Annotated in this window: 17 protein-coding genes; 3 read left to right on the top strand and 14 right to left on the bottom strand. The window is 31.6% G+C overall.

All coding sequences use genetic code 11. The features are described 5' to 3' along the window. Nucleotides 1–318: 318 nt before the first annotated feature. Nucleotides 319–2,151, top strand: coding sequence for a translational GTPase TypA (typA, locus tag DWX74_RS04390; RefSeq protein WP_040410249.1), 1,833 nt, complete (start codon nt 319–321; stop codon nt 2,149–2,151). 881 nt (nt 2,152–3,032) lie between these two features. On the opposite strand, the gene DWX74_RS04385 is transcribed toward typA, so the two are convergent. From DWX74_RS04385 to DWX74_RS11075, 14 genes are all read right to left on the bottom strand, one after another. Next, a complete protein-coding gene (locus DWX74_RS04385; protein WP_118548884.1) occupies nt 3,033–3,899 on the bottom strand; it encodes a TPM domain-containing protein in 867 nt (288 codons plus the stop codon). A 12-nt stretch (nt 3,900–3,911) separates the two neighbouring features. Next, complete coding sequence (locus tag DWX74_RS04380) at nt 3,912–5,000, bottom strand: hypothetical protein (RefSeq protein ID WP_118548883.1); 1,089 nt, start codon at nt 4,998–5,000, stop codon at nt 3,912–3,914. 35 nt (nt 5,001–5,035) lie between these two features. Further along, on the bottom strand, nt 5,036–6,391 hold the full coding sequence (locus tag DWX74_RS04375) for an SPFH domain-containing protein (protein ID WP_118548882.1): 1,356 nt from the start codon (nt 6,389–6,391) through the stop codon (nt 5,036–5,038). Nucleotides 6,392–6,536: 145 nt separating this feature from the next. After that, nucleotides 6,537–7,286 carry an epoxyqueuosine reductase gene (locus tag DWX74_RS04370; RefSeq protein WP_118548881.1) on the bottom strand — a complete coding sequence of 250 codons (750 nt, stop codon included), beginning with the start codon at nt 7,284–7,286 and terminating at the stop codon, nt 6,537–6,539. 92 nt (nt 7,287–7,378) lie between these two features. Next, complete coding sequence (locus tag DWX74_RS04365; RefSeq protein ID WP_118548880.1) at nt 7,379–8,059, bottom strand: fructose-6-phosphate aldolase; 681 nt, start codon at nt 8,057–8,059, stop codon at nt 7,379–7,381. A gap of 30 nt (nt 8,060–8,089) precedes the next feature. After that, the gene (locus DWX74_RS04360) at nt 8,090–9,025 is read right to left on the bottom strand and encodes a glycyl-radical enzyme activating protein (protein ID WP_330415622.1); all 936 of its coding nucleotides are present in this window, start codon (nt 9,023–9,025) and stop codon (nt 8,090–8,092) included. Further along, a complete protein-coding gene (locus DWX74_RS04355) occupies nt 8,997–11,387 on the bottom strand; it encodes a glycyl radical protein (protein ID WP_118548879.1) in 2,391 nt (796 codons plus the stop codon). Before DWX74_RS04355 ends, DWX74_RS04360 begins: the two co-directional genes overlap by 29 nt. Nucleotides 11,388–11,404: 17 nt before the next feature. After that, complete coding sequence (locus DWX74_RS04350) at nt 11,405–12,175, bottom strand: DeoR/GlpR family DNA-binding transcription regulator (protein WP_286164196.1); 771 nt, start codon at nt 12,173–12,175, stop codon at nt 11,405–11,407. A 234-nt stretch (nt 12,176–12,409) separates the two neighbouring features. Continuing rightward, nucleotides 12,410–13,117: a Fic family protein gene (locus tag DWX74_RS04345; RefSeq protein ID WP_118548877.1), complete on the bottom strand. Its 708-nt coding sequence runs from the start codon at nt 13,115–13,117 to the stop codon at nt 12,410–12,412. A gap of 505 nt (nt 13,118–13,622) precedes the next feature. Further along, on the bottom strand, nt 13,623–14,030 hold the full coding sequence (locus DWX74_RS04340) for a type II toxin-antitoxin system HicB family antitoxin (protein WP_118548876.1): 408 nt from the start codon (nt 14,028–14,030) through the stop codon (nt 13,623–13,625). 30 nt (nt 14,031–14,060) lie between these two features. Continuing rightward, nucleotides 14,061–14,228, bottom strand: coding sequence for a type II toxin-antitoxin system HicA family toxin (locus DWX74_RS04335; protein WP_330360542.1), 168 nt, complete (start codon nt 14,226–14,228; stop codon nt 14,061–14,063). Between the two features lie 244 nt (nt 14,229–14,472). Next, nucleotides 14,473–16,467: an FtsX-like permease family protein gene (locus DWX74_RS04330; RefSeq protein ID WP_118548875.1), complete on the bottom strand. Its 1,995-nt coding sequence runs from the start codon at nt 16,465–16,467 to the stop codon at nt 14,473–14,475. After that, entirely contained in the window at nt 16,454–17,209 is a 756-nt protein-coding gene (locus DWX74_RS04325; protein ID WP_118548874.1) for an ABC transporter ATP-binding protein, read from the bottom strand. The genes DWX74_RS04330 and DWX74_RS04325 overlap by 14 nt, the downstream gene beginning before the upstream one ends. 61 nt (nt 17,210–17,270) lie before the next feature. Further along, nucleotides 17,271–17,444 carry a hypothetical protein gene (locus tag DWX74_RS11075; protein WP_158573236.1) on the bottom strand — a complete coding sequence of 58 codons (174 nt, stop codon included), beginning with the start codon at nt 17,442–17,444 and terminating at the stop codon, nt 17,271–17,273. 477 nt (nt 17,445–17,921) lie between these two features. On the opposite strand from DWX74_RS11075, the gene DWX74_RS04320 reads away from it, so the two are divergent. Then, nucleotides 17,922–19,280 (top strand): MATE family efflux transporter, encoded by a 1,359-nt coding sequence (locus DWX74_RS04320; RefSeq protein WP_286164193.1) that lies wholly within the window; start codon nt 17,922–17,924, stop codon nt 19,278–19,280. A gap of 83 nt (nt 19,281–19,363) precedes the next feature. After that, nucleotides 19,364–19,909 (top strand): GNAT family N-acetyltransferase, encoded by a 546-nt coding sequence (locus DWX74_RS04315; RefSeq protein WP_118548873.1) that lies wholly within the window; start codon nt 19,364–19,366, stop codon nt 19,907–19,909. Nucleotides 19,910–20,001 lie beyond the last annotated feature (92 nt).

Raw genomic sequence — 20,001 nt, 5'->3', positions numbered from 1 at the left:
ACATATTTTTTTCTCAAAAATAATATGTTTACAATAAATCTAATTTAATTAGATAATATTCCAATCAATTTGTAAATAAATTCTCACGCTTTTCATAATATTTTATAATCATTCTTCATAAATATTTTATACTAGTTTTTACAAAAATTGTGCTATAATGTACTATAATTTAAAGAGATGAATGAAATTACACATTGAAATAAAAATTTTTTTCTTTGAAAATGATTTCAAGAAAAAAATACAATTTGAATTCCTTGTGTGACTTTCATGATTGTGATATACTTGTTAAGTTATGATATAAAGAAGGGAGCTAAACTTATGGCAAAGCATAAAATTATAAATATAGCCGTTATCGCCCATGTCGATGCTGGTAAATCAACTCTAGTTGATGCTTTTCTTTCTCAGAGCGGAATATTTAGAGCAAATGAAGAAGTAAGAGAGCGTGTAATGGATAGTAACGACTTAGAACAGGAAAGGGGTATAACAATATATTCTAAAAACTGTTCAATAAACTACGGAGACTACAAAATAAACATAGTAGATACTCCAGGACACTCTGACTTCTCTTCAGAAGTTGAACGTGTTATGAAAACTGTTGATACAGTTATACTTCTTGTAGATGCAAGTGAAGGACCAATGCCTCAGACAAGATTCGTTTTACAGAAATCACTTGAATGTGGTTTAAAACCAATATTATTTATAAACAAAATAGACAAAAAAGACCAAAGAGCTGAAGAAGTTGTTGACGAGGTATTTGACTTATTCGTTGACCTTAACGCAACTGATGAACAGTGTGAATTCCCTATAATATACGGAATAGCTAAACAGGGAATAGCTAAATTAGATATGGAAGAAGAAAGTGAAGACTTATCTCCTCTATTCAAAACTATAATAGATCACGTTGAAGCTTATCCTGATTACGATGATGAACCATTACAGCTTCAGATATCTTCTCTAGCTTACGATGACTATATAGGAAGACTTGGTATAGGTAGAGTTTATAAAGGTAAAGTACAGCCTGGACAGAATGTATGCATATGTGGTGAAGCTGAAGAGCCAAGAAAAGGTAGAATAGGTAAACTTACTGTATATGAAGGTTTAAAACAGGTTGAAACTGAAGAAGCTGGAAGTGGTGAAATAGTTGTTATATCTGGTATACCTGATATATCAATAGGGGAAACTATCTGCTACCCAGATAACCCACAGCCAATAGAAATGATAAGCATAGAAGAACCAACACTTTCTATGAACTTCTTAGTAAATGATTCTCCATTTGCTGGTAAGAGTGGTAAATTCGTTACAACTAGACATTTAAAAGATAGATTAGAAAAAGAACTTGAAGTAAACGTTGGGTTAAAAGTTGAACCTCTTGATACTACTGACGGATACAAAGTTTCTGGACGTGGAGAACTTCATCTTTCTATATTAATAGAAAACATGAGACGTGAAGGATACGAACTAGGGGTATCTAAACCAGAAGTTTTAATGCATAGAGATGAAAATGGTACTCTTCTTGAACCAATGGAAAGAGTTATCGTTAACTGCCCAGAAGTTTATTCTGGTACAATAATAAATGAATTAAACCAGAGAAAAGGTATGATGGAATCAATGGAAATGGAAGGAGATTATGTAAAAATAGAATTTATAGCTCCTACTAGAGGTCTACTTGGTTACAGAAGTGAATTCATAAACGTTACTAGAGGTGAAGGTACTCTTGTAAGATCATTTGAAAGATTTGAAGAACACAAAGGTGAAATACCTGGAAGAAGTAATGGTGTTCTAATATCTCAGGGACCTGGAACAACTATGGGTTATGCACTTAATGCTTTAAGTGAAAGAGCTACAATGTTCGTTGACCCAGGTGTTGAAGTTTATGAAGGTATGATAATAGGTATGAACTCGAGAAAAGACGATATGACTGTTAACCCATGTAAGAATAAGAAACAGTCAAATGTTCGTGCTTCTGGTTCAGATGATGCTATCAAACTTGCTCCTCCAAGAATATTCACTCTTGAAGAAGCTCTTGAATTTATAGATGAGGACGAATTAGTTGAAATAACTCCAGACGCTATAAGACTAAGAAAAAGATACCTAAACGAACACGAAAGACTACAGTACAACAAAGCTAGACAGGCTGCAAAAAATAAATAAAGATTAATATGAGGCTGTTACAATAATTTGTAACAGCCTATTTTTATATCAATCTGTTTTAAATTTACCTCTGACTAGGAGTGGGATAAATCAAAATTTATAAATTAATATCTCTCGTAGATTGAAGTCATAGACAAACTTCTCTCCAGGCTTCGACGTGCGTGTAGGTAAAGTATTTTGTTGTAATTAAAACCCACGTCTGCAGATTGTCGAGTGCGTTTTGCCTATGACCTTCAATCTACCAAGTTCGTTATTATTCCTATAAATTTTGATTTACTCCACTCTTTTCAAGTTAGTAAATTTAAAATAGATTGATATAAAATAAGGCTTATTACAACTATATTGTTAACATCTCATATTTAAAAGTTAGGACGAAGAAGCTACCAATTTATAATCTATTATCAGTTAATTATTTATATAAATATATATTTTGTTTAATTATGAAATGTTTTGATTTTATCTCTTATAAAGTATTTACATAATTTATGTTAATTTTGTATCTATTTTATCGATTTTTTTCATTTTTATTTTATATGTTTAAGTATTATACTTATAGTAAGGACAGTTTTATTATTCGATGATCCATATATTATGAAAATATCCCGACAACAATGCTTCCTTGTTACCGGGATATTTTTATGTAAAAAATATAATTACATATTCTTTTTAACTAGCGTATAGTATTTTATTATCTGTTATGTTTGATTTCAGCAATTGTGTTTTGCAGACAAGCACATATTAATTTGCAACTACTATCTGCAAACGCCTCGCATCTTTTAAATGTGTTACATAAACGTGCGAGGCGTTGAAGCCAGGAGTGCAAATAATAGTGCTTGGTTGTTTAAACACAATGCTAGAAATCAAAACAACAGTAATTTTTTCTAGAAGCTTCCACTTGAGCCACCGTAGCTACTTCCACCACCGCTACTAGATCCACCTGTGTCAGTGTTTTTAGGTCTCATAGTTCTTGTTACTGTTCTATAAAGGAAAATATCTTGGCTTTTTACAAGTTTCATATCCATTAGATAATCATCTGCTCTGCTTTCACTTCTGACAGATTTTAATTGAGATTTATACATCATCATTATAACCAATGAAATTGCACAACCTATTACTATAGATAGAGGTATCCAAACGCTATTGTTTATACCTTCCTCTTCTGTAGACTCTCCTTCAATAGGATAATTTTCCTCATCATCGTAGTTTTCTCCATAAGGATCACCTGCGACATACATTGTACCCAATTCTTGTGCATTATCTGCAAAGTTTTCAAATGCAGAGTAAAAATCATCATCTGATAAGTATGGAAGGAATTCGCCTGATAGGTAATCAAGCCCTTCTTCGTTAAATGCTTCCTTTGCAGAACCATGAGTACTCATTGCCCACTCTCTGTCCTCAGTAGCAACTAAAAGAAGTATTCCATCTCTGTTTTCTCCTTTACCAAATTTATTCTGCTCAAATAAATCATTTGCAAATTCTTGTGCACTTTTTCCATCCAGATAATCTACTGTTACAACACCTACGTCTATATTATTTTCATCGCTTATTTGTGCCAATTTAGATTTTAAACTCTCTAATTCCTCTGTGGTCAATACCTTAGCACTGTCAACTGCATACTCCATATCTCCATCTGCAAAAGATTTTTCAATAGTTTTCAAATTAAAGAATACAGAACAGAAAATCACACTAAATGCTATAAATATAGAAAGTGAAGCTTTTTTGAAATTATTTTTCCCTAAACTATTCATACAATCCACCTCCTAAAGCATATTTATAGCAAAGGCAGCTGCATAAACAACCAACGTCGCTATAATTGCATATATTCCAAAGAATTTGAAAAACTTCTTGCTGTCCATAGGCAGATTACCTACAAATTTTCCTGTCTGCGCATTCATAACAAATGTGTATTTTTCATCGTTCCAACTAGTTGTAAGCATCCAAACAGGATAAAGTGCGTACTTTGCAGAACCATTTTTAAGCCTTACAGAATTATACTCTGGGATAACTGTCGCATAAAATCCATCAACTGTTGAAGCAAGAGCATCTACTGAAGAATTCTTTATCCTATCATTTGCCCTACTAACACTATCATCCTCTGTTACATCGTATCTATCGGCCAAATAACCAGCAAGATAAGCAGTTTCAAAATCAACAGCCTCACTAATATCAAAAGGTTCTATAGACTCCATAAGCTCATCTGCTATCTTTGAAGATCCATCTACAGGAACATTTCTAAACTTCATATCACCGCTTCTAACTATAGAATAATGGCTCGTTTCTGTATAGTCATAATCTCCGTCAGACCAAAAATGCACCCTAGTCGCCTTATATCTTGCATCAGCTTCAGCATCTGCATCAAAAATCCAAAACGGAACATACATGCCCTTTATCTCATCAATATGATTCTCTTCCTTAAAAGGTTCTGGCACAAGCTTTTTACTATTAACGTGCTCTTTTAGTTTCTGTTTTGCATATTTCTTATCTAACTTAAAAGGTATAACAAGGTCTGGCTTTAAATCTCCAGCAAGCCTCCCTGTCAAAATTACAGGACTTCCACAGAATGGACAACTAGTAGCTGCTGTGTTTTCGTCTGTCACCAGCTCTCCTCCACAAGAATTACAAGTATATACGTTCATAGTCGCTTTTTCACCATCATTCCACTCTTGTCCTGCATGAGTTTCCCAACTCATATCATCTGCAACATCTTCTTTTTTTATATCAACATAGGCTTTTATATCGTCTATATCAAAAACTGTATCACAGTACGGACATTTCAACTTTTGCTTTGAACTGTCAAACTCTATGCTCCCTCCACAGTTGGGGCATTTAAACTCTTGAACATTAGGCATAGAACCACCTCTTTATCTTTCGAACTATTTTATTACTAATCATTTTTTATATCATTTTCGTCAAATCTATCTCCACATTCTGGGCAGAATTTTGGCGGATTGTGTGGATCTTCTGGTTCCCATCCACATTTATCACATCTATATAGAGGCATTCCTGCAGGTTTTTTCTTTCCACAATTTGTACAGAACTTACCTTTATTCACTGTTCCACATTCGCAAACCCAACCATCTTCAGGTTTTTTAGCTCCACATTCAGAGCAGAATTTTCCTGTATTTTTCGCTCCACAGCTACAAGTCCACTCACCTGCAACTTCATTAACACTAGTTGAGTTATTATTTTCAGCAAATTTTTTCATCTCTTCCATCTGCTGTTTTTTCTTTTCTTTAGCCATTTCAAATAAGCCGTTTACATTCATTCCTCCTGCATTTGTAGCCATTCCCATGCCCATAAATCCGGTCATTGCACCACCTTCATTACCTGCAGCAGTTTTCATTGCATCTGCCTGAGCTGAAGCTATTGTAGCGGCTGCCATTGAAGGATCTCTTAAAATAGCTGCTTTCTGAGCCTGTTTTATCATATCTGCATCTTCTTCTGGAAGTGTCACAGAATTCAAACCTATTGAAACAACTGAAATACCTCTAAGTTCTGCCCATTTTTCTGTAAGTGTTGCATTCATTGCCTTTGAAAGTTCATCAACATGAGCAGGAAGAGCATTTGGTCTTATTTCTAAATCAGATATCTTTGCAAATGCCGGCTGTAACGCACCTATAAATTCTGCCTTTAACTGAGAGTCAATTTCTTCTCTTTCATAACTTCCTTCAACATTTCCACATACATTTGTGTAGAATAGAACTGGGTCAGTTATTTTATAAGAATAAATTCCGTTGCATCTAACTGAAACATCTATATCAAGTCCAATATTTCTATCAACCACTCTAAATGGAATAGGCATTGCTGTTCCAAATTTATTTCCAATTATTTCTTTTGTATTTACATAATATACTCTCTGATCCTTTCCAGTATCTCCACCATAAGTAAATCTCTTGCCTATTGTTTCAAAAGTCTTTCTAATTCCATCAGAAAGGCTTCCTGTAAAAATACTCGGCTCTGTGGATTTGTCAAAAGTATACTCTCCTGGCTCAGCACAAACTTCCACTATTTTTCCCTGTTCAACGATTAGCATACACTGCCCATCAGCAACTGCTATTCCAGAACCGTCAGATATTATGTTGTCGCTAGCTTTAGTATTTGAAGATCTTTTTGAAGAAATTCTCTTGCTTCCTTTTACAACCAAAGTCTCAGCATCTATTGAATCGCAGTAGAAAAACTCTTTCCACTGATCTGCAAGTGTTCCACCTGCTGCACCTGTTATTGCTTTAATTAGTCCCATAATTGGTACCTCCATTTTGAAGTATTTTTTAATTTTATTTTAAATATATTTATCTTTTGATAATTACTTTTATCTTATTATATTCTTTAATAGATAAATTTAAAACACTTTATTTAATTTTATAAATTACAAGTTTGTAATAAATTTATTTCAATGGATTTTTAAAAGTACATGGAAGTCCAATAGTACATTTTCCACATACATCTGCCATTTTATTATTCTTTTCATTTTCGACACAAATCTCAAGACACTTAAATCTATCAAAACCGTCGTATGTAAGCGCACCAGAAAAACATCTTTTAACACATTTTCCACAACTTCCATTCAATTTATAAAGGCATCTTTCTTCTTTCAATGGCTCATCTGACTTTATCTCCATATTTGTAACTATTGAGAAAAATCTTCCATTTATACCCTTCTCAGTTATAAGCATGTTGTTTAGTCCAAAAGTTCCAAGTCCAGAAAGATACGCTATGTGTCTTTGAGACCATCTGCTCTTAGCCTTTCCATCAACTATACCACAATCTACTGGCTTGGCTGCTTTATACCCCATCTTTTCAATCTCAGCTACAAGATAGTCATTTAACTTATCCGCCATCTCATTTGTTTCCCGATACGAATGTACCCAAATATCAGAAGGAAGATTGCCTTCTTTGTTAGAATTTGCGATACTTTCCTTAAATGGTACAAAGTATGAAATCATGGTCTTTGCATCATCTAAATAATCTGTTGCAAGATGATGATCCTCTATAACAGCTTCTCTTAGGTATTTCATATTTTTATCATCTACTTTAGAAAATCCTACAAGTACATCTTCCCATTCAGCAAAAAGATTGTTTTTAGATTTGTATTCTTTTATAAAACTATTTATTAAACCAGAAAATTTTTCTCTCATAAAAATCCCTCTTTTTCAAAATATTCTTTAATTTAATTATACAATAAAAAAAGAGGCTTATCAAAAGCCCCTTAATGATAATATATTAAATTTTATAACTCACAGATTCCTACATTTTCTCCATACATTGCATACCAATCAGCGTTGAAATCATCAACTGCTTTTTCTATGTTAGGGTTTTTGAATATCTGTTTTAATACAGCTACAGGTGCTGTTATCGCATGTGCTCCATTGTTGAAAGAATCTTTAACCTGCTGAACACCTTTGAATGAAGCTGCAACAATCTTACAATCATATCCGTCCATATCTATTCTATTAGCTAACTCTGCTATTAAATCAAATGGATTTCCACCTAAATTTCCTATTCTATTTACATAAGGAGCTATATAATCTGCTCCAGCAGCTAATCCCATATATGCCTGCATTAAATCGTAAACTGCAGTAGCTGTAACCTTTACACCTTCTGATTTTAAAACTTTTATCGCTTTAACACCTTCATAAGACACAGGTATTTTTATATAAACCTGATTATCTATTTCTTCTAAAATTCTGTGTGCTTCTTTAACCATTCCGTCACAATCTTTTGCAGTGACCTGTATGTGTAAACTTCTTTCTTTTCCTATTATATTTCTTATCTCTCTCATGTGTTCAAAGAAATTCTCTGGGCTTGTAGCCTTTACTATTGAAGGATTACTTGTAACCCCAACTATAGGCATGTACTCAACTGCCTCTTTAATTTCTTCTAAATTAACTGTGTCTACTATAAATTCCATTTTTTCAATTTCCTTTTTATATAAATAAATTTATTCTATGATTAAATTTTTTAACCCTGTCTGATAAACAATCTCATAAAAATGTTGCATCTCCTCTTTGCTAAACATTTTATGATTTTCATCTAATCCATACTCCAAATTGACAAGTTCATATTTTGACGGAGCAAGTGGATTGTAGTTTAATAGCTCATATCTAACCTCTGGATAAACTCCAACCAATAATTCTGCTATGCTTCTTACATTTTCATCAGTAGCTGTCATAGTTGGTATTAGCGGAGTTCTAATTATGACTTTATCTCTATGCTCACTCTCAAGCACATATTTAATATGTTCCTTTATAACTTTTGACGATACTCCTGTAAATTCTTTATGTTTATTTTCGTCAAATACTTTTAAATCAATATATATCAAATCCAAATATGGAAGTACTTTTTCAATAATCTCAACTGGTGCATACATAGTAGTTTCAATGGCTGTATGTATTCCCTCTTCCTTACAACGCTTTAACACATCAACTAAAAACTCTCCTTGCATCAAGGGCTCTCCACCAGAAAAAGTAACCCCACCATCATTTCTAAAGAATACCTGATCTTCCTTTATCTTTTCTAGTAATTCTTCAACTACGTATTCTTTGCTATCATATCTAATAGCTCCAGATGGGCACGCTTTTATTAAATTCTCAAAGCCTTCTTTATAATCTAAATTAAAATATGGTCTATCATCTCTGTATTCAATCTGATTTTCTTTAGAAACTTTTTCGCAAATTCTACAATGAATGCAGCTATTCTTAAAATAAATCGGTCTTTTTTTTGTAGATAGTCCCTCAGGATTTTGGCACCATTTACATCTCAATGGGCATCCTTTAAAAAACACGGTTGTTCTAAGTCCAGCACCGTCGTGAACTGCAAACCTCTTAATATCAAACACTAATGCTTTTTTAGATATCTTCATAAGCTGTCCTTTCAATTATCTCGTCCTGTAATTTTCCTGCTAATTCAACAAAATAAGCTGTATATCCTGCAACACGAATTGTAAGTGATTTATGTCTTTCTGGGTGAACTTTCGCATCCAATAAATCCTCTCTTCTAACAACATTAAATTGAATATGAGGAACTTCTAAATCTACAAAAGCTCTCAAGAAGTTTTCAAACTTCATCATTCCTGTTTCTGTTTTGAAAAATTCTGGCAAGAATTTCATATTTAATAGTCCACCATTTGTAGTATAGTCGTTTGATATTCTCGATACAGATTTTAAAACTGCTGTCGGCCCTGCAATATCTCTTCCATACACAGGTGACATACCACCATCTGCAAGTGGAGTAAGTGCATTTCTTCCGTCTGGAGATGCTCCAACATTTTCTCCCATAGGAACGTGCGCAGAAACTGTATACATTCCTGTGTGATATGCTCCACCACGATAATTTGTGTAATCTTTCATTCTTTCTCTAAAATATCCTGCCCATTTTGTACCTAAATCGTCAACCCATTTTATATCATTTCCGTATTTAGGTGCTTTGTTTAACAACATTGTCTGAGTGATTTCGTGTCCTTTAAAATCATCTCTTAAAGCTTGAAGTAGCTCTTCTTTTGAAATCATCTCTTCATCATAAACTAATTCTTTAATTGCAGCTAGTGAATCTGCAAGGTTTGCAACCTGAATCATCTGTATTCCAGAAAGGTTGTATTTTGCACCGCCTCTAGTAACATCTAACCCTTTTTCTAAACAATCATCTATAACTGTAGATAAAAATGCAGAAGGTAGACAATCCTGATGAGCCTTTTCTACCACAACTTCTGCCTTCATCATCTCATCTATGAAATAATCTATCTGCTTTTTAAAAGCTTCCTCTAAATCTTCAAATGTTTTATAATCCTCTAATTTACCTAAATTCAGTCCACTCTGTTCACCAGTTAATAAACATTTACCCTCGTTTAAAGTTAATTCTAATGCCTTGTTTAAATTGAACATTGCTGCATCAGACCAACCTAAGTTGTTTCCATGTGTAGTAAGCTCAACACAACCTACTATTGCATAATTTCTAGCGTCCTTTTCTTCTATTCCAAGATCTATCATAGCTTTTATTATAGACTCATCATTGAAGAACTGCGGCATCCCACTTCCCTTAGCGACAACTTTTATAGATTCCTGCATTAATTCATGCGATGTGTTTTTATTAAGTCTAACTGACAAATTAGGCTGAGGAAGTCCTAAATGATACTGAGCCCTTAATATTAATAACGATAAATTATTGTAAATGTCATCTCCATTTTCATCAACTCCACCGATTGCTATGTTGAATCCTATTGGGAATCCAGCAAAATATTTTGCACTGTGCTGATTTCTTAAATAAACAATTTGGTTGAATTTTAACCATAAGCACTCTAATATTTCTAGTGCATCTTGTTCAGATATAATCTCTTTTTCAATATCTTCTTTATAGTAAGGGTATAAATACTGATCCATTCTTCCTGGAGAGAATGAAGACGCATTTGATTCCATGTGTAAAATCGTAAACAAGAACCATAATGACTGCACTGCTTCGTGGAATGTTTTAGGAGGTCTTTCTGAGAGATTTTTACATATTTCTGCAACATTTTTTAAAGATTTTTTGTACTCATCCTCGATTTCATCATCTGCGCAATTCTTTATCATATCTAAAATATAATCGTGGTATCTCATCATAAAGTTCTTAGCACCTTCTAATACAAGAATTGTACATTCATAGAACTCTTTCTGATTTTCTTCACAGTTTGCCATTTTTTCTTTAGCCTTATCAATTAATCCCTGTGGTCCAAATTTTAGCCATAGTTCAGAATCTGGGCAAATATGTCCCTGTGCGTGGTCTTTCTGGTTTATTTTTACAACCTTTGCCATCGCATTTATCTCTTTACCATAGTTGTGTTTAATAACATCCTCCATAGATTTTCCGTTCCAATAAGGATATATGCTTTCTCTAAACTCTTTAATGTCTTCTTCATTCACTAAAAACTTATCCTGTGGTCTTGTTGGAAGTGTTTCAAACTCCTTATTAACCCAAGAGCAACCACTTTCTGGGAATACTACCCCATAGCGAACTCCCTTTGTTCTATTCCCTACGATTAGCTCCTCTTTTTCAACACCGATTTCTAACTCTTCAAGTGCTGATTTAAGTGATAAAGCTCTTTTCTTTGAAATAGATAGTTCTTCGTTTTCCTTGTAAACTCTCGTAATTATTCTTGCCTGTTCAATAGATGCATATCTAGGTGCATCTAACATCTTCTCTTTTAAAATATCTATTCTCTTCGTCTGAATTAAATTATCAAATTTTCCTTGAACTAAATTGCTCATCTTCCACCTCTATATAATTAAATAATTTCTAGTCCTTTTTCTTCTAATTTTTTCTCATCTTCTAAATCCAATTTCTTTTCAAATATATATCCTGTTAAATCTTCTAAATCCGCAAATACATAATTCCCTTCAAGGTTTAGTTTTGCAGTTTCTGCTAAAATATAGCATCTTCTACTAGAATTTATCACTTCTTTTTTAGTTATACCATCGTCTACAGAATATGTAGTCACCTCTTCTTCGTGCAAATCAATCCCTACAACACCTATAAATGCTAAATCGAATTTAAACTTTTTAATCTGCTCTATTGTAAATGTTCCTATAAATCCGTCCTTTGCCTCATTCAATGCTCCAGCTAAAAAGAACAGCTTTGTGCTGCATTCCTGAGTAAATACGTTCATTATATCTATCATATTTGTAACAACTGTTATGTTTAAATCTTTCTGATATATTAATTTTGCAATCTCTAAAGTGATTGTAGACACACCTAAAAAAATAGTTGTTCCTGGTTTAATCATCTCAACTGCTTTTAGTGCGATTTCTCTTTTTTCTTTAGCATAAACATCTTTACGATCACTGACATTGATTACATGAGGATTTGTTCTAACTGTTGTTGCTCCACCATGTATTCTCTTCAACTTTCCTGCTTTTTCTAATATGGTTAAATCTTTTCTTATGCAGTCCTCTGTCACGCCGAAGTCTTGGCTTAATTCTTTTACTTTAACTTTTCCGTCTAAGTTTAATTTTGCGATTATTTGATTATGTCTTTCTTGTTGTAGCAAATTGATCACCTCTTTTCAATTATTATTATGTCATGAATTTCAATAAAAAACAATATTAAATAATAATAAACAATAATTATTTTTGTTACAATCAATATTAAGTAATAATTTTCAATAATTTATATAGAGTAAATAATACTTAGTAATAAAAAAAGAACCACGTTGGAGTATATCCCTACGCAGTTCTTTTTATAATATTTCTATTTAATTTTTATATTTATTATCATTTATTTTGTATTTAATCTAAACATTCTCCCAAAACTCTTTATACTCTTCTCTAAAATCTGGAAGTGTTTTTAGGTATGTGCTTAATGGGCTATAATTTTCAATAGAAGATAGTTTCAATGAGTTTCTATATAGATCTTCTGTATCCCATGATACTATTTTTATAGGTAGATTGTTTTCTAGCATCTGTTTTAGCATTAAAAATCTACCTATTCTGCCATTTCCATCTTGGAAAGGATGAATTAATTCAAATCTATAATGAAACTCTGCTATATCATCTAATGTAATATTTTTCAAATTATAGTACCACTCAAATAGTTCCTCTAGTTTTGGCTCAACTTCAAATGGTTGTGCTACTTTTGTATCTGTACCTATTATCATGTTAGGTATTTTTTTATATATTCCAGCATATCCTTTTGAATGAATAGTTGTGTTAAACATCAAGCTTGAATGTAAGTTTTTTAAAAAACTATGACTTATTTTTGTGCCTAATGTTTCAACTATTGTATCAAATACATAGCTTGAATTAACTGTTTCTTGAACATCATCTAATGTATGCTTTCCTGTTACAACATTTTTATCTAATAATAAAGCCAGCGCTTCCGTTGTAAAAGTACTTCCTTCTATTTTATTAGAGTGATACAAAAAGCTATGTTTTAATATAGAATACAGAGAATTTTTTAATTCCTTTGTTTCTAATAATATATCTAAAAACTTATTATCCATTTTATAAACTCCTCACTTAATAATATATTAGTTTCTATATATGTATACTACTATAGTATTTGTATTTTATCAATTATATGATATATCTTTATTTTTTAACTTTTTTATTTTTTAACGCAAAAAACCTCCAGCTTTTTACTGGAGGTTTCTTTATATATTCTCATTATTAATTATTTTCATCTGCCATATATGATACAACTGAAAGTCCATAAACTGCTACAACTGCTAATATTGCTATTGGTAATATCATCATTATTACTCGCCCTCTTTCCAAATCTCTTGTTACTATATTATATTCCCAAAACTTTACATTTTAAACACTTTTTCGAATTTATTTAAGAATATATTTACATTATAAAACTTTTATAAATTTTTATCAAGTTAAATTTTTGTAATAATATCTAAAAAACTAATATAAAATTATAATTAAAAGATACAAATCTGTAATTAATTTACATTAATTTCATATCAATCACAAAAAATTTTAAAAGAGCATAATTAAAAACTATGCTCTTTCATTTATCTCTTTTATTAAAGCTTCCTGAAGTATCTTAGAAAAATTTAATCCTCTATCAATAGCTTCTTTATTAAGCCATTCAGGTATTGTCAGAGTTTTCTTTACTGATCTAGAACTATGTTTTTTTCTATATTCTTCCAAATCAAATTCTATAATCGCTACAAACTCATCCTTATTTTCTGATAAATCTATACTAGTTATTTGTGAAGGTGTAGGTATTTCTTCTCTATCTTCCATACGTGATGTAATTGCTAATCCCAATGCATCACTTGCCATTTTATAGGCTTCTTCTAGATTGTCTCCTTCACTCATACACTCTGGAATATCTGGAAAAGTTATCCAAAATCCACCTTCTTCTGCTATATGAAACACTGCTGGATAATATAATTTTTTCATAGACAAATCCTCCATTTAAACTCGACAGGGCTATTTAAGCCCTGCCTGTTTTAAAATTTGTGTTTCTAAACCTTTTTTCAAAGATTTAGAGTGATAGGGTACTATAGTCTGTTTTCCAGTTTTATAATTTCTCAATTTTACATGAGATCCATTTTGACTGACGACCACAAAACCCGATTTTTTGAGATGAGCAATCATCTCTCTAGGTGTCATAGGCATAATATTTACCTACCCTTCATAGCTAACTATTAAGGTTTTCACCTTAATTAGATTATAATACGTATTAACACGTGTGTCAATTAAACTATTATAATCTTCATATATATACTTTCCCATCCATGTCACTTTTATTATACTTTATTTTATATTTTTAAAAAATTTATATCGAGTCGCCGAAGCCTGGAAGGGAAATAACTGCGATCAAAATCCCCACAAAAAGATATTACTTAATCTCTACTAGATACTTCCTAACTGCACAAACATAATAAGCAAAATACACAACCGTAAACACCGCAATTGCAATCAATGTAGGCGGATTTGAAATCGGCAAGCTACTTTCCAAAGCAAAAACTTTCTGAATCGACTGCCCTGCAACAATTCCACTTCCAATACCAAATACATACGGAATCATAAAGAATATAGCTGTCTGCTTTATCACAGATTTCTTAACAAAATCCTCTCCTACTCCAATCTTTCTAAGAATAGAGAATTTTTTCTTATCCTCAACAGCTCCAACCATATACTTAAAGTATAGAATCGCCCCTGTTGAAATTATGAACACAATCGCCATAAATAGAGAAATAAATCCAACTAAATTATAGAATGTGTAATTTTTGTAATCAAAATCTTCTGCAGCCACAAATTCTAAATTTCCGTTGTCCCTTATATAACTACTTATCTTCTGTGTTTCTGTAAATTCCTTAGTATTTGCAGCTAAAAATGTTACTTCTAAATCCTTTTGTGTTTTAGCTGTATCTAAGCTTTTTAAGAATTTTTCTTCATTTTTTATTATAGATATTTCTTTTATCATGTCTTCTGACAATTTTTTATGAGATAGTTTTTCATAGTCCTCATCAGAAATTATATATCCAAATCCCTCATCAGGAGAGGCAAATATATGATTTATTACCATACCTTTTTTCTTAAATTCCATATCTAAAATTTTAAATTTTTCTCTTGATTCTATTCCCATACTTCTAGGTGTTTTTAAAAATACCGCTTCTCCAGATTTTGGCTCTTTTATCTCCATATTTTTCTGAATATCTTTTCCCTTCAATGCCTTCACACGTTCATAATCAGAATATTTCACAACACTTATATCGTTGTATCCTGGATAAGTTGAAAATGCGTCTGCCAAAGATCTCATATATCTAATCTTTACCTGCTCTTTGACATTTGATTTATCTTCTTCTAATGCTCTTTTGAAAAGTTCCTCATCCTGATTATCATAAGCTATACAAGAGATACTGTATGGAAAATCTGTTTCTTTCATATTTTTAAATATATTATTCATAGTGAGTCCTGCTGAAAGAGCTGTTATACAACAAACTATTAATATAGAAGTCAATGACATTATTTTATTATTCTCAACTATGCTAAATGCGATACTATTCAAACTTACTATATTAGTTCCCTTGTATTTTATCTTTTTATGCTTTGTTATTCTTGCAAAAATTTCAGTCAAGAACCCAGAGCAAACTAGCTTTAAGCCAATTATTACAAGTATTGGTGCTATTATTACTGCAAACATCATTATCATATTTAACTTATCATAATAAACGCCTACATAATATCCTGCAAATAGAATCACAACTCCTACTACTCCTAATAAAAATCTAGTAGCTGAGCTTTTTACAACATAATCTTGCTTAATTTTTGCACCTTTTACAAGTTCTGCTATATCAGTTTTTACAAGTGCTCTATACTCTCTAAAGAATGAATATAGAAGTATAACACCAAAAATCAGCAATGTGTAGATTATTGCAGGTTTAGAAATTTCAAACTTAATCGCATTTTTTGATTCAGAAATTTTCATTATTGCCATTATGAACATCCTATTGGTAATTATTCCCAAAAGAGTTCCCAATAAAAGCGACAATACTCCTATCAATAAGCCTTCTTGAGCAAATAATAGAGCTATTTTCCTATTTTCAATTCCCATGAATGTATATATTCCGAATTCTTTTTTCCTCTGTTGAACAAAGAATCCTGTTGAATATCTGATAAATGCTATGAAAAATATAACCAAAACAAATGTACATACACCAACAAGTGCATTGAAAGTTTTAAAATCTCTCATTGCTTCAAGCTGTTCACTGCTGCCTATAGACATAAAATTGTAAAATATAGCTATACAGAAAACCATTGAAAATATATACATCCCATAGTTTTTTATGTTGTATTTTATGTTTTTCAAAGATATTTTAAACAATCTCATTAACTGCACCCCCTGTTGAAGAAAGTACTGTCATTATGCTATCGAAAAATTCTTTTCTATTTCCGCTACTATTTAACTGCATGTTTATCTTTCCATCTTTTATAAATAGAACCTTTTTTGCATAACTCGCTGCAAATGAATCGTGAGTTACCATTACTATTGTCTTTCCTAGTTCATCGTTCATTTTCTTAAAGCAATTTAAAAGCTCTACAGATGATTTACTATCTAAAGCACCTGTTGGCTCATCAGCAAATATTACTTTGGGATCACTTATCAATGCCCTAGCAGCTGCAACTTTCTGCTTTTGTCCTCCTGATAACTCTATCGGATATTTTTTTAATTGAGGATTTAAATTGAAAAATCCTGCATACCTTTCTACTTCTTTTTCTATTTTTTTATAATTTTCCCCAGAAATAACCATCGGCAATGCTATATTATCTTCTATAGACATCGAGTCTATAAGGTTATAATCTTGGAATATAAAACCTATATTATCCTTTCTAAACTTTGAAATCTCCTTGTTTTTCATGTTAAATACTTCCTTGCCATCGTATTTCACACTTCCAGAAGTTGGTCTTTCTATAGTAGATAAAATGTTTAGAAGAGTAGACTTTCCAGCACCTGATGGCCCCATTATTGCAATAAATTCTCCATCGTTTATCTCAATATCTATATCTTCTAGTATCTTAAACACGTTTCCATGCACTCTAAATTCTTTTTTTAATTTTTCCGCTTTAATCATTTTTTATCACCTTCCGTCTTAAATTTATAATACAATATATTTACTAAAAATACACTTCAAACTATACGTTAAAAATATAAACTGAATATAAAATTACATATCCTAACATTAGAGGAATTAAAAGTTTCGATTTTCTTAATAGTCCTTGAAACCCACCTGTGAATATACTTTCTAGCCCAACAAGTAGTGTTAGAAATAATAGTATCATTGAAATTATAAATATTACATTCCTCATAAAATTTTCCTCCTCTCGTATGTTTTTCTTTATGATTTTATTTTATATTCTTTCTGATTTTCTAAAAATCGATTAACCTTACAAAATACAACATCTAATCTTACACTTTTGTAAGATTTGCTCGTAAAATGGTATATATGTGTCATAGCCGCTCCAGACAATCAAGTTGTATTGTCGCTGGCTATGACACATATATACCATTTCAGTTTTATAATATTGAAACTGCCTAGATGAGATTTATCTTTGGTAAATAGTTTTAAAGCATAATAATTGTTTAAATTTATTTTTTATAGGAAAACATTTGTAGTAGAAGTTTTTATTGACGATTGAGATTTTATATTATAAAATAACTAATGGTTATAAATTAAAATTATATATTTTTGCCAATTGGGCTATAGATTTCCTAGTTTCTGAGAATAAACTAGTGTGTCTATAGCTTTTTTTATTGCAGTTATTTTTTTAAGGGGAGGTTTTTTAATGGAAAACGTAGAAAAATTAAGTAATTCAAAACCGTCGTCGTACAATCCGATGACAGATAGAAGTGTTGTTCCTCTATTGATTTCAATGGCAGTTCCGCCGATGATTTCAATGTTGATACAGTCACTTTACAATATAGTAGATAGTATTTTCGTAGCACAGATAAGTCAGAATGCTCTTACAGCAGTAAGTTTAGCATTCCCACTTCAGAATCTTTCATTATCTTTTGGAGTTGGCCTTGGTGTTGCAGTAAATGCAAATATAGCGATAAATATGGGTGCAGGAAATATGGAAAAAGCTGATTGCTATGCTGGACAGGGAATAATTCTTACAATAGTTCATTCATTATTATTCGTATTAATAGGTTTATTTGGGCTTAGACCATTCTTCTCAATGTTTACAAATGATCCAGAAGTTATAAACTACGCAATACAGTACGGTTCAGTTGTTATAACTCTTACATTTGGATCATTATTCCATATATTATTTGAAAAAATATTCCAGTCAAATGGAAACATGGTTGTTCCAATGTTTTTACAAGGATTTGGAGCAATAGTTAATATAATATTAGACCCTATTTTAATATTTGGTATGTTTGGTGCTCCACAGATGGGTGTTTTAGGAGCTGCAGTAGCTACAATAATAGGACAGTTCTGTGCTGCTACACTTGCAGTTATCCTATTCTTAAAACAATCTCCAGTAAAAATAAAAAGACACCATTTAAAAGTTAATTTTAAACTTATATCAGATTTATATAAAGTTGCACTTCCTTCAGGTGTTATGATGTCTTTACCTTCAATATTAGTATCAATACTTAACGGAATACTAGCATCTGTATCACAGGCAGGTATAGCATTCTTCGGTATATACTACAAACTACAGACATTCGTGAACATGCCTGTAACTGGTATAATTCAGGGAATGAGACCTATAGTAAGTTACAACCATGGTGCAGAGCTTAAGGATAGAGTTTTAAAAACAATAAAATACGCTATGATATTCTCTGCAACTATTTTAATTTCAGGAACTATAGCTTTTAACTTATTTGCAAAAGATTTATTAGTTATGTTCAGTGCAACAGACGAACTTTTAGGATTTGGTATACCTGGTCTTAAAATACTTTCACTTGGATTCGCATTCTCATTTGTTGGAATTACTATGAGTGGTGTGTTTGAAGCATTAGGTAAGGGATTTTATTCTTTATTGATATCAATATTTAGACAGCTTATTATAATAGTTCCACTTTCTTTAATACTTGTTAAATCAATCGGACTTACAGGTGTTTGGATTACATTCCCAATAGCGGAATTTGTGGCAGCAATTATTGCAATAAGACTTTACAAAAGAGTTGTTAAATAATATTATTGAAATCACTCTTTACAAAAAATTCATCAAGTAATATTATAGAATTTATTAAATACTATAATTTAAGAGGTGATTTGATGAAGTTTATAAGATTAGAATCAAAAAATGATAAGTACTTTGATGAAACTATGAAAATATATGAATGTAGTTTTCCTATTTTCGAGCAGAGGGTTTTAAAAGATCAAGATGAAGTATTTGAACGCAAGGACTACCACGCAGATATAATATGCGAAGATGGTACTTTAGTTGGACTATTATTCTATTGGAAGTACGATTTTAAAGATGATGAATTTGTGTATATTGAACATTTAGCGATATCTCCAGAATTGAGAGGTAAAAATTACGGTTCTAAAATACTTACAGAATTCTGTAAAGATAACCCAAATACTATTCTTGAAATAGACGAACCTGTAGATGAGGTTTCTATAAAAAGATTAAAATTCTATTCAAATTTAGGCTTTAAACTTCAACAATTCCACCATATCCATCCTCCTTATCGTAAAGGATTTGATGGACATAGTCTAAAAATTATGAGTTTTGGTAGAGATTTATTGGATGAAGAATATAATAAGTTCAATGAGTTTTTAAAATATACAGTTATGAAATATTCAGAAGTAAAATAATTAATTTGCTTTCAAGTAACTAAAATACTTAATAACCAATTATCAAGTAGGGGCTAACTTGTAGCCCCTCTCACACCACGGAGCGTGCCGTT

The sequence above is a fragment of the Peptoclostridium sp. AF21-18 genome, assembly GCF_003478825.1.
In the GTDB taxonomy this organism is placed as follows: domain Bacteria; phylum Bacillota; class Clostridia; order Peptostreptococcales; family Peptostreptococcaceae; genus Peptacetobacter.
The sequence above is the reverse complement of the archived record's forward strand: the minus strand, read 5'-3'. Positions and strand labels throughout refer to the sequence as shown.

What these genes read in the sequence shown, in the direction of transcription:
- DWX74_RS04370 (WP_118548881.1), bottom strand. Translation starts at nt 7,286, where the DNA reads ATGAGAGAAAAATTTTCTGGTTTAATAAATAGTTTTATAAAAGAATAC.
- DWX74_RS04325 (WP_118548874.1), bottom strand. Translation starts at nt 17,209, where the DNA reads ATGATTAAAGCGGAAAAATTAAAAAAAGAATTTAGAGTGCATGGAAAC.
- DWX74_RS04385 (WP_118548884.1), bottom strand. Translation starts at nt 3,899, where the DNA reads ATGAATAGTTTAGGGAAAAATAATTTCAAAAAAGCTTCACTTTCTATA.
- DWX74_RS04345 (WP_118548877.1), bottom strand. Translation starts at nt 13,117, where the DNA reads ATGGATAATAAGTTTTTAGATATATTATTAGAAACAAAGGAATTAAAA.
- DWX74_RS04315 (WP_118548873.1), top strand. Translation starts at nt 19,364, where the DNA reads ATGAAGTTTATAAGATTAGAATCAAAAAATGATAAGTACTTTGATGAA.
- DWX74_RS04340 (WP_118548876.1), bottom strand. Translation starts at nt 14,030, where the DNA reads ATGAAAAAATTATATTATCCAGCAGTGTTTCATATAGCAGAAGAAGGT.
- DWX74_RS04320 (WP_286164193.1), top strand. Translation starts at nt 17,922, where the DNA reads ATGGAAAACGTAGAAAAATTAAGTAATTCAAAACCGTCGTCGTACAAT.
- DWX74_RS04375 (WP_118548882.1), bottom strand. Translation starts at nt 6,391, where the DNA reads ATGGGACTAATTAAAGCAATAACAGGTGCAGCAGGTGGAACACTTGCA.
- DWX74_RS11075 (WP_158573236.1), bottom strand. Translation starts at nt 17,444, where the DNA reads ATGAGGAATGTAATATTTATAATTTCAATGATACTATTATTTCTAACA.
- DWX74_RS04365 (WP_118548880.1), bottom strand. Translation starts at nt 8,059, where the DNA reads ATGGAATTTATAGTAGACACAGTTAATTTAGAAGAAATTAAAGAGGCA.
- DWX74_RS04355 (WP_118548879.1), bottom strand. Translation starts at nt 11,387, where the DNA reads ATGAGCAATTTAGTTCAAGGAAAATTTGATAATTTAATTCAGACGAAG.
- DWX74_RS04330 (WP_118548875.1), bottom strand. Translation starts at nt 16,467, where the DNA reads ATGAGATTGTTTAAAATATCTTTGAAAAACATAAAATACAACATAAAA.
- DWX74_RS04335 (WP_330360542.1), bottom strand. Translation starts at nt 14,228, where the DNA reads ATGATTGCTCATCTCAAAAAATCGGGTTTTGTGGTCGTCAGTCAAAAT.
- DWX74_RS04380 (WP_118548883.1), bottom strand. Translation starts at nt 5,000, where the DNA reads ATGCCTAATGTTCAAGAGTTTAAATGCCCCAACTGTGGAGGGAGCATA.
- typA (WP_040410249.1), top strand. Translation starts at nt 319, where the DNA reads ATGGCAAAGCATAAAATTATAAATATAGCCGTTATCGCCCATGTCGAT.